This window comes from Halomarina rubra, assembly GCF_023699475.1.
Classification (GTDB): Archaea; Halobacteriota; Halobacteria; order Halobacteriales; family Haloarculaceae; genus Halomarina; species Halomarina rubra.
The window spans coordinates 191,719-207,623 of sequence record NZ_JALXFV010000007.1 but is presented as its reverse complement, the minus strand read 5'-3'; the positions used below and the strand labels follow the sequence as shown (position 1 = coordinate 207,623).

The 15,905-nt window shown below is 66.6% G+C and carries 12 protein-coding genes; 3 read left to right on the top strand and 9 right to left on the bottom strand.

Features of this window, described 5'->3' with window-relative positions:
* Nucleotides 1–9: 9 nt before the first annotated feature.
* The 8 genes from M1L36_RS13760 to M1L36_RS13725 form a co-directional block, all read right to left on the bottom strand.
* A complete protein-coding gene (locus M1L36_RS13760) occupies nucleotides 10–1,854 on the bottom strand; it encodes an archaea-specific SMC-related protein (protein WP_250874328.1) in 1,845 nt (614 codons plus the stop codon).
* The gene (rdfA, locus tag M1L36_RS13755; protein ID WP_250874327.1) at nucleotides 1,851–2,450 is read right to left on the bottom strand and encodes a rod-determining factor RdfA; all 600 of its coding nucleotides are present in this window, start codon (nucleotides 2,448–2,450) and stop codon (nucleotides 1,851–1,853) included. The genes M1L36_RS13760 and rdfA overlap by 4 nt, the downstream gene beginning before the upstream one ends.
* A 138-nt stretch (nucleotides 2,451–2,588) precedes the next feature.
* Nucleotides 2,589–4,100 carry a carboxypeptidase M32 gene (locus M1L36_RS13750; protein ID WP_250874326.1) on the bottom strand — a complete coding sequence of 504 codons (1,512 nt, stop codon included), beginning with the start codon at nucleotides 4,098–4,100 and terminating at the stop codon, nucleotides 2,589–2,591.
* A gap of 91 nt (nucleotides 4,101–4,191) precedes the next feature.
* The gene (locus M1L36_RS13745) at nucleotides 4,192–5,514 is read right to left on the bottom strand and encodes an ABC transporter ATP-binding protein (protein ID WP_369694242.1); all 1,323 of its coding nucleotides are present in this window, start codon (nucleotides 5,512–5,514) and stop codon (nucleotides 4,192–4,194) included.
* Nucleotides 5,511–6,638: an ABC transporter ATP-binding protein gene (locus M1L36_RS13740; protein ID WP_250874325.1), complete on the bottom strand. Its 1,128-nt coding sequence runs from the start codon at nucleotides 6,636–6,638 to the stop codon at nucleotides 5,511–5,513. Before M1L36_RS13740 ends, M1L36_RS13745 begins: the two co-directional genes overlap by 4 nt.
* A 4-nt stretch (nucleotides 6,639–6,642) precedes the next feature.
* Nucleotides 6,643–7,605 (bottom strand): ABC transporter permease, encoded by a 963-nt coding sequence (locus M1L36_RS13735; protein WP_250874324.1) that lies wholly within the window; start codon nucleotides 7,603–7,605, stop codon nucleotides 6,643–6,645.
* Nucleotides 7,606–8,604 (bottom strand): ABC transporter permease, encoded by a 999-nt coding sequence (locus M1L36_RS13730; protein ID WP_250874323.1) that lies wholly within the window; start codon nucleotides 8,602–8,604, stop codon nucleotides 7,606–7,608.
* A gap of 43 nt (nucleotides 8,605–8,647) precedes the next feature.
* Nucleotides 8,648–10,333, bottom strand: coding sequence for an ABC transporter substrate-binding protein (locus M1L36_RS13725; protein WP_250874322.1), 1,686 nt, complete (start codon nucleotides 10,331–10,333; stop codon nucleotides 8,648–8,650).
* Nucleotides 10,334–10,505: 172 nt separating this feature from the next.
* Between M1L36_RS13725 and M1L36_RS13720 the strand changes: the two genes are divergently transcribed.
* The 3 genes from M1L36_RS13720 (at nucleotide 10,506) to M1L36_RS13710 (ending at nucleotide 14,096) form a co-directional block, all read left to right on the top strand.
* Nucleotides 10,506–12,239 (top strand): M28 family peptidase, encoded by a 1,734-nt coding sequence (locus tag M1L36_RS13720; RefSeq protein WP_250874321.1) that lies wholly within the window; start codon nucleotides 10,506–10,508, stop codon nucleotides 12,237–12,239.
* A 111-nt stretch (nucleotides 12,240–12,350) separates the two neighbouring features.
* The gene (locus M1L36_RS13715; protein ID WP_250874320.1) at nucleotides 12,351–13,301 is read left to right on the top strand and encodes an LLM class flavin-dependent oxidoreductase; all 951 of its coding nucleotides are present in this window, start codon (nucleotides 12,351–12,353) and stop codon (nucleotides 13,299–13,301) included.
* Between the two features lie 60 nt (nucleotides 13,302–13,361).
* Nucleotides 13,362–14,096 (top strand): SDR family NAD(P)-dependent oxidoreductase, encoded by a 735-nt coding sequence (locus M1L36_RS13710; protein WP_250874319.1) that lies wholly within the window; start codon nucleotides 13,362–13,364, stop codon nucleotides 14,094–14,096.
* 42 nt (nucleotides 14,097–14,138) lie between these two features.
* On the opposite strand, the gene M1L36_RS13705 is transcribed toward M1L36_RS13710, so the two are convergent.
* Nucleotides 14,139–15,884 carry a M28 family peptidase gene (locus M1L36_RS13705; protein WP_250874318.1) on the bottom strand — a complete coding sequence of 582 codons (1,746 nt, stop codon included), beginning with the start codon at nucleotides 15,882–15,884 and terminating at the stop codon, nucleotides 14,139–14,141.
* Between the last annotated feature and the right edge of the window lie 21 nt (nucleotides 15,885–15,905).

Genomic DNA, 15,905 nt, shown 5'->3' with positions numbered 1-15,905 from the left:
GCGGTCTCACTAGCGAAGCGTCGGCGACCGCAGGAGGTCGATTTGGTCTCGGTCGAGCGCGTCGGCCGTGTCGGGGTGGACGGCCGCGACCAGGAACTCCGGGCCGTCTCGGAAGTACTCGACGAGTCTCGCGACGCGCTCGTTGTCGAGCGCGCCGAGCGAGTCCAGCAACAACACCGGGACACGCTCGGCGAGGTCGTAGGCGAGGTAGCCCGCGAGGCCGAGCACCAACCCGATGAGTTCGCGTTCGCTCTCGGCGAGGTTCCCCACGGAGTCCTGCTGGACGGTGCCGTCGACGTCGCGCGCGACGACGATGTCGAACTCCCCGTCGAGCCAGACCCGCTGGACGCGGTCGAAGTCGAGCGCCGCGAGGAGGTCGTCCATCGCGTCGTTGAACTGCGCCCGGAGCCGTTGTTCCATCGTCTCGATTCGCTCGGTGACCGACCGGATCTCCTCGGAGAGGTCGTCGAGTCGGTCGTCGAGTTCGTCGCGCCGCTCGACGTCCGCACGCCGGTTCTCGACGGCCGTGTCGAGGCGGTCGAGTTCGCGGTCGAGCGTCTGGTGGTCGACACGCGCGTCCTCGATGGCGTCGGCGATGTCGGCGTCGGTGTCGGCGCGTTCGCGGTGGAGTTCGTCCAACTCCTCGGTCACGTCCGTCAGGTCGGTCTGGAGGGCCTCTAAGCGATCGCGTTGGGTCTCCAGCGACGTCTCGCGCTCGGCGATACGCTCGTCGAGCGACCGCCGTTCGGCACGCAGTCGGTCGAGTTCCGACTCCGTCCGCCGGGCCGCCTGGAGCGCTTCGTCCACCTCCTCGACCGCCGGCTGCCGTGAACGAACCTCGGCTTTCGAGTCGGCGACGAGCGACTGGAGGTCGTCGAGCGTCTCTTCGATAGCCTCCACGCTCGCCGCCTGTCCGCAGGTCCAGCAGGTCACCTCGTCGCCGTCGAGTCCGTGGTGGCTCCCGAGGACGCCGGCGAAATCCGAGTGCTGCATCTCGCGGTTCGCCGTCAACACCGACTGGAGGATGTCGACCCGGTCTCGCAGGCGTTCGAGTTCCGACTGCAACTCCGAGCGCTCCTCGCGAAGGGCCTGGAGATCGGTGGCTTCGTGGTCGGCTCGGAGTCGGTCGATGTCCTCCTCGAGGGTCGCGCGTTCGTCCTCGTAGCGCTCGATAGCCGCCTCGGTCGCGTCGATGCGCTCGCGGAGTTGGTCGCGTTCGTTGCGGAGTTCGGTCCGTCGGTCGCGGAGCGCTTCGCTCCGCTCGTCCCCGGTGGTCGGTTCGCGCTCGCGCTCCAGTTCTGCCAGTCGTTCCTCCAGGTCGGACTGACGCTCGCGGGCCGCCGCTCGCTCCTCGAGGGCGTCGTCGAGGCGTTCGTCGGCGTCGGCCAGCGTCTCTCGCTCGCGGCTCATCGACCGCTTCTCCTCCAGTAGCGTCGCGCGTCGGTTCTCGAGTCCGTCGAAGTCGATGGGCGATTTCAACACCGACTCGACGTCACCGTCGCTCCGGACGGCGGTCCGGAGGTCGTTGAACTCCAGCAACGCGGCGACCGTCGAGAACTGTGCCCGGACCTCCTCGTCGTCGAGCCACGGCGTCCCGGACAGTCGCGTCCCGACACCGTGACGCTTCGCGGTCCGCGTCACCGACTTCTCGCCGATGGTCAGCGTCACCTCGGCGGTCGACGCGCCCGACCGGACCGGGACATCGTCGGCACCGATTCCGAACGCGATAGCCTTCAACAGCGACGTCTTGTTCGAGGCGTTCGGTGCGGCGACGATGCTCGTCCCGGACTCGAACGACGTCTCCAGCGTGTCGATACCGCCGACGTTCGAGATGCTGATTTCGAGCGTCGTCATTGCTCACCCGTCTCGGTCGCGGTACAAGAACATATGTATCCTCGTCGAACTGCTCGGCCGAGCGGCACACGGCGCTGACAGGTCTCACACTCGACTTCGGCGTCGACGTGGACGATGACGTCCTCGCCGCCAGAGAGGCTGCCTTTGGTCCGCAGCGAACTCACTGCCTCCTCCAGTTTCTGCCGTGCACGCTCGACGCTGATGTCGATGGCGTCGGTCTCCCAGGCGGTCGGCTCCGGCTCTTCGCGGGTCGCCCCCAGACAGTCGACGAGGTGTGTGCGGACGACGCCGTACGAGACGAAGTCGTCGGTCAACTCCTCGATTCGGACGCCCTCGTTGGCGAGTTGCTGGCGGAGTTCGGCGGCCGTTGCCCCGCCCTCCTGGAGACGGTCGTACTTCGACTCGACCTCGCCGCCCAGCGTCGACAGTCCCACCTGGTCCATCTCCTGTCTCAGCAGGGCGACGTTGAGCCACCGTGCGAGCTGTCGATACCCCTTCCGCTCGGCCTTCGGCGCGGTCCACTGCTCGACGAGTCGGTCGTCGTAGTGGCCGCTGTCGTACGCTTCGAGGACGCGACACACTTTACATCCGGCCATCGTTGCCGCGAGTTGGACGGGTGGGGTCTTAAACCTCGGTAGTAGCTGGCAGACGGGGGTGAACCTCCGACACGCGAATCGGAACTGTCGTGGCTCACGCCGTCGGGTGAGCGTGCTATCTCACGACTCCGATGGCGGTCAGCAGTCGTACAGCGCGCGGTACTTCCGTTCGATTCGGTCGAGGAAGTACTCCGCGGTGAGCGGTTCGCCGGTCGCGACCTCCGCGAGTTCGTCGGTCGGGTACTCCTTCCCGTGGTAGTGGACGTGCGCTTCCATCCACTCGCGGAGGTCGTCGAAGCGCTGCTCCCGGACCAGTTCGTCGAGCGTGGCTTCGAAATCGGCCTCCAGCGCGTGTTCGAGTTGCGCGGAGAACACGGTCCCAAGGGTGTAGCCCTGGAAGGTCCCGATGCGGCCGATGGACCAGTGGATGTCCTGGAGACAGCCCTCCGAGTCGGTCGGCGGACGAATCCCGAGGTACTGCTCGTACTTATCGTTCCACACGTCGGGGACGTCCTCGACGTCGAGGTCGCCGTTCATCAGGTCGCGTTCGATCTCGAAGCGGATGACGATGTGGAGGTGGTAGGTCACCTCGTCGGACTCGACGCGCGTCAGGTTGTCCTCGTACACCTGATTGGCCGCGCGGTAGGCCTGTTCGGGCGACACGTCCGACAGCCGTGGGAAGTGCTTCTGGACGATGGGCAGGAACTGTTCCCAGAACGCCTCGGTCCGGCCGACGTGGTTCTCCCAGAACCGGCTCTGTGACTCGTGGATGGAGTGGCTCCGCGACTGGCCCAGCGGGCCGGGGAACCGGTCTTCGTCCAGCCCCTGTTCGTAGGTCGCGTGGCCGTACTCGTGTAAGGAACTCATCAGGCCGTCGATGGGCGAGTGGTCGTGGAAGCGCGTCGTGATGCGCATGTCGTAGCGGTTGCCGTAGGAGAACGGGTGTGGCGAGGTGTCCAACCGCGCTCGGCCCCAGTCACACTGGACGAACGAGAGGGCGTCCTCAGAGAGCGCCATCTGCCGGTCGTCGTCGTAGGGGGCGTTCTCGACGAACACGTCCTCGACGTCGGTGTCGCTCGCGCGAATCTCCTCGATGAGCGGGACGAGGCGCTCTCGCAGTTCGTTCAGCACCGTCTCGACGGTGTCGATACCGACGTACGGTTCGTACTCCGCGAGGATGACCGCGAACGGTTCGCTGTCGGGGTCGATCTGAGCGGCGTACTCCCGGCGCAGTTCGACGAGGCGTTCGAGGTACGGCGCGAACGTCTCGAAGTCGTCGTTGGCCTTCGCCTCCTCCCAGGCGTCGTTAGCCTCCGAGATGACCGCGTTGGTCTCCTCGATGAGGTCGCGGTCGACTGCGGCCGTCCGCTCGTGGTCGCGGCGCACCTCCCGTACGACGGCCCGTTGCTCGTCGTCGAGCGACGCCTCGTCGAGGACGTCGAGCCACTCGGCGACCTCCTCGCCGCCGATGAGGTCGTGTTGTAGCGAGGAGACAAGCCCGCGTTGCATCGAGCGCGCGGGCGTCCCACCGCTCGGCATCATCACCTGCTGGTCCCAGAACAGGAGGTTGTCCATGGTCTCCAGTGTCCCGACTTTCTCCGCACGGCGGGCGAGTCGCTCGAAGGTTTCAGATTGGTCTAACTCTGCCATCGTTCGTTCATCGGTGACATACACCAAAACCGTTTCTGTCCGTGTGCCGGGTGGGCCGTCGGTCGGCCGTGACCGTCTCTCTCTCTCTGCTCTACCCGTCGCCGTGTTCGTCGGCGTAGAGGTGACACGCGACGAAGTGTTCGCCGTCTCCCTCCTCGGCGTCGACCGAGTACGCCGGCTCTCGACCGGCACAGACGCTCTCGTTCGCGAACCGGTCTTCGAGGAGCGCTGCGGCCTCCTCCCACTCGTCGGCGAGGACGAGGTCGATCGCTCGCTCGACGATTCGTTCGGCCTCCCCGGTGAGCGTCGAGCCCTCGAAGAACTCGGATTCGACGACGGCCCGGTCGTGCGGGTCGAACGTCTGGCGGTCGACCGCGCGCATGAACGAGCGCACCCCGTCCCACGTCCGTTCGTCGAAGTGGTATCGCTCCGGCGCGATGAGCGACGGACAGCGCGTTCGGAACCGACACCCGGACGGCGGGTCGACCGGGTCTGGAACGTCGCCTTCCAGCACGTCCCGGCGTCGGGACTGTTTGGGGTCCGGCGACGGAATCGACGAGAGCAGTGCCTTCGTGTACGGATGCTTCGGGTTCTCGAACAGCTCTTCTTTGTCCGCCAGTTCGACGATCTTCCCGAGGTACATCACGGCGACGCGGTCAGAGATATGCCGAACCACCGAGAGGTCGTGGCTGATGAACAGGTAGGTCAGGTCGAACTCCGCCTGGAGGTCGCGCATCGTGTTGAGCACCTGCGCCTGGATGGAGGCGTCGAGCGCACTCGTCGGCTCGTCACAGACGATGAACTCCGGGTCGACCGACAGCGCCCGCGCGAGGTTGATGCGCTGGCGCTGGCCGCCCGAGAACTGGTGGGGGTAGCGGTTGTAGTGCTGTGGGTCGAGGCCGACGGCCGCCAACAGTTCGCGGGCACGTCGTGCGCGGCCGTCGGCGTCGAACATCGAGTGGTACTTCATCGGCTCCTCGACGATGGGCCCGACCTTCATCCGTGGATTGAGCGACGCCTGCGGGTCCTGGAAGATCATCTGCAGGTCGCTTCTCGCCCGGCGAAGCTCCTCCTTGCTCAGCTCCGCGATGTTCCTCCCGTGGAAGTAGACGTCTCCCGCCGTGGGGTTGATGAGCTGGAGAATCGTTCGACCGAGCGTACTCTTCCCGCACCCGGATTCGCCGACGAGACCGAGCGTCTCACCGCGCTCGATGTCGAGGCTCACGTCGTCGACCGCCCGGACCTCGCTGGTCGTCCGTTTCAGCGGGAGACCGTCGCCGTCGAAGTCGAGGTGGAGCCCGCCGAACAGTCCGCCCGTCACGTCGAAGTGCTTCGTCAGGCCGTCGATGCGAACGAGCGTCTCGTCGTCCGGTCGACTCGTCGCTCCGTCGCTCCGCTCGTCGGCGGTGCTCACTGGCTCGCCTCCTCCTGTTCGGTCAGCAGTTGGTCACCGAAGTTCGACACACCGGTCTCTATCGGGTCGCTCTCCCAGTAGCCGGCGTCGAACGCCTCGTGACGGAAACAGGCCCCCGCGTGTGGCGTGACGCCGTCACCGACCTCTCGGAGCTCCGGTTCGTGACGGCGACAGACCTCGCGCGCTTCTGGACAGCGCGTGTGGAACCGACAGCCCGAGGGCGGGTCGATGGCCTCGGGCATCACCCCTTCGATGGGGACGAGTTCCTCGACGGTCTGGTCCGGCCGCGGGACCGAATCGAGCAGCGCCTGGGTGTAGGGGTGTTTCGTCTCGTAGAACAGCTCGACGACCGGCGCTTGCTCGACGATCTCACCCAGGTACATCACGTTCACCCGGTCGCAGATGTCTGCGACGACGGCGAGGTCGTGGGTGACCCAGATGAAACTCGTGTCGTATCGCTCTTGAAGGTCGGAGACGAGGTTGAGAATCTGGCCCTCGACGGTGACGTCGAGTGCCGTCGTCGGTTCGTCGGCGATGATGAGCGACGGTTCGCAGGCGAGCGCCATCGCGATGAGCACGCGCTGGCGCATCCCCCCCGAGAACTCGTGGGGGTACTCACCGAACCGACCCTCAGCGTTCGGGATGCCGACTTCCCGGAGCATCTCGACGGCGAGGGCCTTCGCCTCCTTCGACGGGAGGTCACGGTTGAGCTGGATGATCTCTTTGAGCTGGGTGCCGACGGTGAAGACGGGGTTCAGACTCTCCATCGGGTCCTGGAGGATTATCGCCATCTCCTGGCCTCGAACGTCGGTGCGCATCTCCTCGTCGGAGAGCATGTCGTCGCGCGGGACGGGGTTGCCCCTGGCGTCCGGTTCGTCTTCGAACCCGACGATGGTCTTCCCGTCGAACGTCACTTCGCCGCCGACGATACGGCCCGGCGAGTCGACGAGTCGGAGGATACTGGCGGTGGCGACGCTCTTTCCAGCGCCCGACTCGCCGACGAGGCCGACGATTTCGCCGCGTTTCACGTCGAAGGAGATGCCGTCGACCGCACGGACGGCCCCTTCGTCGGTGTCGAACTGGGTCTGTAGGTTGCGAACTTCGAGTAGTGTATCGTCTGACATGGTGTTACTCCTTCAGTCGTGGGTCGAGCGTGTCGCGAAGGCCGTCGCCGATGATGTTGAACGCCATCACGGTGACGAGGATCGCCAGTCCCGGCCAGATCGAGAACCACGGGTTCGGCAGCATGTAGTTCCGGGCGATCGAGAGCATCTGTCCCCACGACGGTATCGGCGCTTGTGCACCGAAGCCGAGGAACGAGAGGCCGGCGACGATGAGGATGTTCGTCCCCATCTGGAGCGTCGCCTGCACGACGACCGGCGCGAAACTGTTCGGGATGACGTGACGGACGAGGATGTCACGGTCACGTCCGCCGACGGCCTTCGCCGCCTCGACGTACGTCGCCTCACGGACGCTCAGTACCTCCGAGCGGATCAACCGGGCGAAGATGGGTATCGAGACGAGGCTCACCCCGATCATCGCGTACAGCAGGTCGCGGCCGAACGCCGTCATGAACGCGATGACGAGCACGAGGAACGGAATCGAGTACAGCACCTCGGTCAGCCGCATGATGACGTCGTCGACGCGGCCACCGTAGTAGCCGGCGACGGCACCGACGGTCGTTCCCACGACCATCCCGATGGTCGTCGAGACGAGCGCGACCTGCATCGCGATACGCGACCCGTAGACGAGGCGGATGACGATGTCACGGCCTCGGTCGTCGGTTCCGAGCGGGTGCGCCAGCGTCCCTGTCCCGAACTCGTTCGAGAGTCCGACCGGTGGCAGTAGCGGTTGGCTGCTCAGCGGCGCGCTGCGCGGGTTGTACAGGTAGGTATTCGCGATGTAGTAGTCGAGTAGCTTCGCGTCGACGAACGCGAACAGTGCCGTCCCGGTGATGACGACGATAACCGCCAGACTCAGCTTCGTGGCGGTGTTCTCGAGCGTCCGCGAGAGGGTGTGCCGGAGGCCGACGCGTGACTCGAACGTCGGTCCGGCCACGTTCTCCTCGGCCTCCACGGTCTCGCTCGCCATCTACACGTCCCCCTCGTAGGACACGCGTGGGTCCAAGACGGCGTACAGCAGGTCGACCACCAGCGTCCCGATGACGAACATGAACCCGAAGAACAACGTCGTGCCCATGATGAGCGCGTAGTCCTGGGTGCGAATCGCCTGGATGACCAGCCGGCCCATGCCGTTGATGTTGAACACCGTCTCCGTCAACACCGCGCCACCGAGTGCGGAGGTGAGTTGGAGGCCGATGATGGTGATGACGGGGAGCTGTGCGTTCCGGAACGCGTGTCGCCGGAGGATGGTCGTCTCCTTGAATCCGAACGCCCGCGCGAGCGTGATGTAGTCACGACCGAGCACCTCCAGCATCGAGGAGCGCTCGATGCGCGTGATCGCCGCCATCTGGAGCGTGCCGAGCGCGATGGTCGGCATGACGAGGCTCTGAGCGGTCGCGACGAGGACGTCGAGTCGAGAGTCCGCCCCTGCGACGTCGCCGACGGGGTCGGTGGGCATCACCAACCCGTTCGACGGTAACACGTCGAGGTGGTAGCCGAAGACGATGATGAGGACCAGCCCGATCCAGAAGTTCGGCGTGCTGACTCCGATGAGCGAGAAGACGCGCGAGAACTGGTCGGTCGCCCGGTTGCGTCGCTTCGCGGAGACGATACCGAGCGGAATCGCGACGCAGACGGCGAACGTGAAACTCGACGCGAGCAACAGCAGCGTCACCGGCAGTCGCTCCATCAGCTTCTCGGTGACGGGGACGCCGTAGTGGATGCTCTGTCCGAGGTCGCCCTGTGCCACCGCGATGAGGTACTTGACGTATCGGACGTGAATCGGCTGGTCGAGGCCGTACTTGACCGTCGCGGCGGCGATGAGCTCCTCGCTCGCCGTCGGCCCGAGCAACACCTCCACCGGGTCGCCCGGCATGGCGTTGATGAGCAGGAACGTGATGGAGGTCACTCCGAGCAGGACCGGAACCGCCTGCAACAGGCGTTTCAGTGCGTATTGTAGATTCGACATTGGTGGTGGTGACTGCGACGGCGCGTCGCTGGCGCGAGTGGCGTTACTTGTCGACCCAAACGTTGGACCCGTCGGTGTCGCCGTTGGTGTTGTTGCGGTCGCCGTAGAGGTACGGGTTGTACGTCGTGATGGGGTGGGGCTTCAGCCCCTTGACGTAGTTCTTCGCGCCCATCGACACCGACGTGTAGTACAGCGGGAGGTGGACGCGGTCCTCGATGAACAGTTCGATGGCCTCGATGTACATCTCGCGGCGCGCTTCGCGGTCGGTCGAACTCGACGCGTCGTCGAGCAGCTGGTTGAACCGGTCGTTCTCGTAGTACTGCCCCTGGAACGCGCCGTCGATGTGGAGCAGTTCGTACATGAACCGGTCCGGGTCGGGCGCACGGGTCCAGCCGAGCAGGTACATGTTCACCTTGCTGGCGTCGCCGGAGTCGAACTGGTCGAGCATCGTCGCGAAGTCGAGGTACTGGACCTCCGCGCCGTAGCCGGCCTCCTGAATGCCGTTGGCGATGGAGACCGCCATCTGCCGACGCTTCTCCGTCGAGGAGACGATGATCTTGCACGTCCAGTCGTCGGGGACGCCCGCCTGCTCGAACAGCTCTTTCGCGCGGTCGATGTCCTTCCCGGACCACATCCCCTTCCACTCGTCGAGGGGCATGTCCCACGCCTCCGCGACGGAGGCCGGAACCGGGCTGTACATCCGCCCGCCGCCGGGTTTGATGTAGCGATCGACGGCCGCGTCCAGGTCGACACAGTGGTCGATAGCGAGGCGGACGTCGCGTTTCGCGCACTCGCCTTCGTTCTGGTTGAACGCCGCGAACTGGTAGCTGAGCGACGGGCCTTCGATGACGTCCGCGTCGCCCATCTCCTTGACCGTGTTCCAGAGCTGTGGGGGAATGCGGTTGATGACGTCCTGCTCGCCGGTCTTCAACTGCGTGACGCGGTTCGTCGGTTCGTTGACCGGCGTGAACGTCACCTCGCCGAGGTTCGGGCTGCCCGTGCCCCAGTAGTCGTCCCAGCCGGCCATCGTGACGTGGTCGTTCTCGACGAACTCGGTCACCTCGAACGGACCGGAGCCGGTGAACTCCTCCAGTCCGAATCCCTCGGGGTCCTGTTCGCGAATCGCCTTCGGTGCGACTGGGTGCGCGATGGCGTGGAGGATGGGCTGGTAGGGCTTCGACAGCGAGAACTCCGCCGTCTGGTCGTCGACGACCTCGATGTTCTCGATGATGCTGAAGTTCGACGCGTAGCTGGTCTGCTCTTCGACCGCCGCCTCGAAGGTGTACTTCACGTCCTCGACGGTGACCGGATCGCCGTTGTGGAACGTGGCGTTCGGGTCGAGAGTCAGCGTGAACTCCGTTCCGTCGAGTTCGGGAATCTCCGTCGCCAACAGCGGCACGAGGTTCGTTTCGGCGTCGTAGCCGAGAACCGGCGTGTACACCAGGTTCTTCAGCATGATGGAGTAGTTCCCGCCGTTGTTGTTCACCGGGTCGAGTTCGACCGGCGAGGAGGTCTGGGCGAACTTCAGCGACCCGCCGCGGGAACCACCTGCCGTCGACGCACCGCCGGTCGTGTCGTCACCGCCACCGCCCCCTCCGCTACCGTTGTCGCTCTGATTTCCGTCGTCGCCGCCGTCGCCACCGAGACAACCGGCGAGGCCGACGCTCCCTGCGACCGCGACTCCTTTGAGGAATCTACGGCGCTTGCTTTCCGGACTGGGCGCTTCCATGGTGTTCGTGAACGTGTACCAATTTGACTTATACCTTTGCATGATACTTGCTCTCGATGTACGTTCTCGGACTGACTGTCGGTCTGAACGGACAGTCGGGCTGTCAGAACGGCTGCCGCCACCGGAGCGTTCAAGAGTCCCTGCGACACCGTGTGAACGAGGTTCACGAGCAATGGACACCCAGCTGTACGAGCGCGACGCACCGACAGTGGACGGATTCGAACGCGACCTGGTCGAGTCGGTCTCCGCCGACGAACCGTGGGCGCTCGTCGAGCGGTTCGCCGAGTTGACCCGCGTCTCCGGCACCGCCGACGAGCGAGCGGCCGCGGACTACATCGTCGACCGTCTCGCCGACCTCGGCGTCGCCCACGAGGTCTACCACCCCGAACTGTACCTCAGCACGCCCGACCGAGCCGCGATACGGACCGGTGACGGCTGGTCGTCCGAGACCGCGAAGACCGTCTCGTTCTCCGCGAACGCGTCGGTGACGGGCGACCTCGTCTACGTCGAGAACGACGACGAGATGGAGAGCATCGAGGCGATGCTGTCGGTCGACCTCGCGGGCACCGACGAGGACCTTGACGGGGCGGTCGTCCTCGCGGAGTCCATCATCCCCATCTCGGCCATCGAGGAACTGACTGACCGCGGCGTCGCGGCGTTCGTCGGCATCCACCCACACGCCGAGGAACCCCACGAGGGAATCGTCACACCGGTCTGGGGGGGCGCACCACCGCTGGACGAGGCCGACCGCGTCCCCGACCTCCCGGTCGCCAACGTCTCGCGGACGGAAGGTGAGGAGCTCGCCGCGATGGCCGCCGAAGGTGCCACGGTCACCGTCGAGACCGAGACGACGACCGGGTGGCAGACCTGTCCGCTCGTCGTCGCCCGAATCCAGGGGGAGGCCGCTCCCGACACGGACGAGTTCGTCCTCCTGCACGGTCACTACGACTCCTGGCACGTCGGCATCACCGACAACGCGACCGGCGACGCCGGCTTGCTGGAGTGTGCTCGCGTTCTGAACGACCACCGCGAGCACCTCAGACGGGACGTCCGCATCGCGTGGTGGCCGGGACACTCGACGGGTCGCTACGCCGGCAGTACGTGGTACGCCGACGAGTTCGCACTCGACCTGGCGGACAACTGCGTCGCCCACGTCAACATGGACTCGCCGGGCGTCGCCGACGCGACCGAGTTCGACGTGCGAGCGAAGTGTACGACCGCACTCGCCACCCTCGCCGAGCGGACGATTCACGACGTGACCGGCAAGCCGACCCGTGAGGCACGCGTCTCGCGAGCGGGTGACTACTCGTTCAGCAACGTCGGCGTTCCGGGTCTCTCGCCGCAGTCGTCCATCCCCGACGAACTACGGGCAAAGCGGGGCTACCACCCGGTCGGCGGGTCCGGCGGTCACGCCGACGCGTGGCACCTGACGACCGACACCATCGAGAAGGCCGACCCGGAGGTGCTCGTCCGCGATATCCAGGTGTTCGCCGTCGTCGTCGCCCGCCTCTGTGCCGAGGAGACGCTCCCCGTCGACGTCGCACACCAGCTATCACGACACCGAACCATCGTCGAGGACTACGACGCGTCGAGTTCGCTCGACCTCTCGCCGGTGCTCGACGAACTCGACGCGCTGGCCGAGTCCGCCGACCGCCTCGACGACGAAGGTGCCGAGGCGAACGCCACCCGCGCAGCCCTCGCGAAGCGACTGACGCGACTCAACTACACGAGCGAGGGGCCGTTCCAGCAAGACCCCGCCGAGGCCCGGCCGCCGTACCCGACGCTCGAACCCGCGACGCGACTCGACGACCACACGGGCGACGACCACCGGTTCCTCGCCCTCCAACTCCGGCGAGCGCGGACCGACGTGGTCGCACAGCTTCGGGCGGCCCGTCGAGCGCTCTGAACGGTCGACCCGCGTGTGAACGACCGCTCCGCGCCGCGTTTCCGGCCGAACACGACAGCACCGTGAGAGGTGGTAGCGAACGTTATGGTGGTGGGGTCGGTCTCTCGGCGCATGGAGTTCATGGTGAACGTGCCGACGTGTGTCGGGAGTTCGGAGTACAGCACGCTGGCGTTCTGTGAGGAGCTGAACTGGCCCGACCAGTGTGACTTCGGCGTCGCGATGGAGGGGCTGGGGTTCGACGGCCTCGCCGTCCCCGACCACATTCAGGCGGGCAACGGCCCGACGAGCGAGTGTTTGGTGACGACGACGGCGCTGGCGGGCGTCACCGAGACGATGACGCTCTACCCCAAGACCATCAACAACCACCTGCGCCACGGTCCGTTGCTCGCGAAGGCGACGGCGATGCTCGACGTCGTCAGCGACGGTCGACTCGCCCTCGGGATGGGCGCGGGGTGGAAGGAGGACGAAGCGCGGGCGTTCGGGTACGACTGGCCCGACGCGCCGGCGCGTCTCCGGGAACTCGAAGAGACCATCGAGGTGCTGAAAGCGCTCTGGACCGGCGACGACGTCACGTTCGACGGCGAGTACGTCCAGGTCGCTGGCGCTGACGGTCGCCCGCACCCCGTCCAGGACCCCCACCCTCCCATCATGGTCGGCGGTGGCGGCGAGGAGTTCACCCTGCGAATCACGGCGAAACACGCCGACGTGTGGAACTACTGGGGGCCGGTCGACCTGATGGCGCACAAACTCGACGTGCTGGAATCTCACTGTGACACCTACGACCGCGACTACGACGCCATCACGAAGTCGTGGTTCGCCCGGTGTCTCGTCCGCGAGACCGACGCGGAAGTCCAGGAACTGCTCGACGCCGTCCCTCGATTCAAACCAGAGAACATCGACGACACCGAGTTCGCGCTGGTCGGAACCCCCGAGGAGATAATCGCAGACGTCGAACGATTCCAGGCGTTGGGCATCGAAGAGGTCGTCGTCGAGTTCGTCGACTTCCCCGAGACCACCGGCGCGGCGCTGTTCGCCGAGGAGGTCGCCCCCGCGTTCGACTGACACCGGCGCTGCATCGGCGTCGAGGCATACGGTTTTGTACCGCCACGCGGATGTGAGGGCATGACAGGGCGAGCGGCGGTCGTCACCGGCGCGGCGAGTGGCATCGGACGGGCAACGGTCGAGCAGTTCCTCGACAGCGGGCGGTACGACGTCGTCGCGGGACTCGACGTCGACGAGGCGGTCGCCGACCTCGACGACGAGTTCGACGGGTTCCGCGGGTTCACCGTCGACGTCGCCGACCACGACACCGTCGCGGCGGTCGTCGAGACCATCGAGGAGTCGGCGGCCATCCACACCCTCGTGAACAACGCGGCGATCTCGGAGTACGCGTGGCTCGGTGACCTCACGCCCGACGCCTGGCACCGCGTGCTCGACGTCAACCTCACCGGGCAGTACAACCTGGCTCACGCAGTCGGGCCGTTGCTCTACGAACGCGAGGCAGGGAGTATCGTCAACGTCTCCAGCGGTGCGGGCCAGCGCGGTAGTGCGAGCGGGGGCGTCCACTACTCCGCGTCGAAGGCAGGCATCCTCGGTCTCACGAAGGGACTCGCCAAACAGCTTCGACCCCACGTCCGGGTCAACTGCGTCGTCCCCGGTCTTATCGACACCCCGCTGACCCACGACTCGGGACTGTGGACCGAGGAGGGCATCGAGGCGTTCACCGACCGCGTCCCGCTCGAACGGCTCGGCCGACCGGAGGAGATCGCCGAGGCAATCGACTTCCTCGCGGGGCCACGCGGGAGCTACGTGACCGGCAGCGTCGTCAACGTCGACGGCGGTGCGGACCTCATCTGAACCGCTCGACGGTCCCGACCGTTCGCCGGCCGACGAACGGACTCACTCTTCGACGTCGGCGAGGAAGGCGTCGACGGCGGCCGTCGCACGCGTGATGCGGTGACGGAGACGGTTCTCGGCACGGGTGAGCGAGGTCTCGGCGAACCGTCGCTCGCGGTGCCTGCCGGCGTCCACGTGGGCCGTCGCGGCCTCGTTCAACGCGGGGAGCAACTGGTGGGGGAGTGCGGGGTCCTGCCCGTAGTCGTCCCCGCCGACGTACAGCGCCGGCACGAGGTCGTTGCCGAGGGCGACCTGGAGGTCCTCGACAGCTCTCGCCCGTTCACTCGCGGGGTCTTCGACCGCCGCCGCGACCGCCTGTGCGCGCTCGACGGCGCTCGCGAGGGCGTCCAGGTCGGCGTGCAGGGCCTCGAACGAGTGGTCGGTCGCCGTCTCGACGCGCTCGACCTGCGACCGGAGGTCGTCCGCTGCCGCCGAGAAGTCGTGCGGCAGGGTCGGCGACCAGCAGAGACGCGCGAGGAGCGTCACGGCGATGCGCGTCTCCTCGACGAGGACGTCGATGTCGACCTTGTCGCGGGTGTCTTCGGGCGTGTGCCACCACCACCCGCCGCCGATGGGGCCCCCCTCGTCCGTCCCTGGTGGGAGTCGCGCTCCCGAGAGGAGCGAACTGAGGCCGGTTCCCCAGAACGACTGGTCGGAGTTGCGTCCGGGCCGGTCGCTCCCGAGGAAGCTCTCGTCGCCCTCGCGCAGCGGGATGTCGGTCGCGCTGTCGATGACGTCACGGTGCTCGGCGGCCAACTCGGCCATCTCCTGGTGCCAGATGCCGTCGGCCCCGCGAAGCCCACAGAGGTCGAGGTGGTAGTACGCGACGCCGTTCGCCCGGAGGTCGAGCCAGTTGTCGTCGGCGTACCACGCGCTGCCGGCGTACCGACCGGTCGAGTGGGCCGGCCAGAACCCGACGACGAGTCCTCGTGCCGGTGGGTCGTCGGCCTCGGCGACGATGCGTGCGAGTTCGAGCGTCGCGGCCATCGCCGTCGCGTTGTCGGTGATACCTTCGTGCCAGGAGTCGACGTGGTTGCCGACGACGGCGTACCGGTCGCTCACGGCACCGTCCAGTCGCCCGACGGGACAGGGGAGGGTCGTCAGCTCCGTCCGAACGGCCGTCGCTACCCGGGCTTCGACGGGGCCCGTCGCACACTGCTCGCGGAGCCACTCGCCGTCCTCCCGTGACACCTGCGCGACCGGGAGATCCGGAATCGTCTCGTAGTCTTCCAGACTCGGCGTCCCCCAGACGGGGGTGACGATCATCTCGTGACAGTGCCCCTCCGTGACCGACTCGTAGACGACGGCACGCGCCCCGGCGTCGTCGAGGAGGCCGACCGGGTGTGGGGTCGGGAGGCCGGTGGTGAACACAATTCGACCCTCCACGTCCGCGTCCGCGACGGCGTCGGCGGTCACCTCGGGGAGGTGGACGACCTCGCCGTGGACCCCGTTCGGCGGCGTGCTCGCCCCGAACGAGGCGGTGATGCCGTCGACGAGCCGTCGTGTCGGCGTCGTGACCGTGACGCTGGCCCCCTCCGGAAACGAGATGTAGGCGTCGAACTCTCGAACTTCGGCGTCGAAGCCGTACTCGGTGAGTCGGTCGACGACGTACTCGCTCGCCGCTCGCTCGTCGTCCGTCCCCGACTCTCGTATCGTCCCTTCGAACGCCTCGACGTGGGCGTCGAGACTGTCCGGGTCGATGCGTTCACGGAGTCGTTCCTCTGTCGTCCGGTCGACCGAATCGAGCATCCGGTGGAGGGTGGACCGACG

Bases quoted from the DNA above. Each gene is read 5' to 3' on its own strand.
- M1L36_RS13760 (WP_250874328.1), bottom strand. From the start codon at position 1,854: ATGACGACGCTCGAAATCAGCATCTCGAACGTCGGCGGTATCGACACG.
- rdfA (WP_250874327.1), bottom strand. From the start codon at position 2,450: ATGGCCGGATGTAAAGTGTGTCGCGTCCTCGAAGCGTACGACAGCGGC.
- M1L36_RS13750 (WP_250874326.1), bottom strand. From the start codon at position 4,100: ATGGCAGAGTTAGACCAATCTGAAACCTTCGAGCGACTCGCCCGCCGT.
- M1L36_RS13740 (WP_250874325.1), bottom strand. From the start codon at position 6,638: ATGTCAGACGATACACTACTCGAAGTTCGCAACCTACAGACCCAGTTC.
- M1L36_RS13735 (WP_250874324.1), bottom strand. From the start codon at position 7,605: ATGGCGAGCGAGACCGTGGAGGCCGAGGAGAACGTGGCCGGACCGACG.
- M1L36_RS13730 (WP_250874323.1), bottom strand. From the start codon at position 8,604: ATGTCGAATCTACAATACGCACTGAAACGCCTGTTGCAGGCGGTTCCG.
- M1L36_RS13725 (WP_250874322.1), bottom strand. From the start codon at position 10,333: ATGGAAGCGCCCAGTCCGGAAAGCAAGCGCCGTAGATTCCTCAAAGGA.
- M1L36_RS13720 (WP_250874321.1), top strand. From the start codon at position 10,506: ATGGACACCCAGCTGTACGAGCGCGACGCACCGACAGTGGACGGATTC.
- M1L36_RS13715 (WP_250874320.1), top strand. From the start codon at position 12,351: ATGGAGTTCATGGTGAACGTGCCGACGTGTGTCGGGAGTTCGGAGTAC.
- M1L36_RS13710 (WP_250874319.1), top strand. From the start codon at position 13,362: ATGACAGGGCGAGCGGCGGTCGTCACCGGCGCGGCGAGTGGCATCGGA.
- M1L36_RS13705 (WP_250874318.1), bottom strand. From the start codon at position 15,884: ATGCTCGATTCGGTCGACCGGACGACAGAGGAACGACTCCGTGAACGC.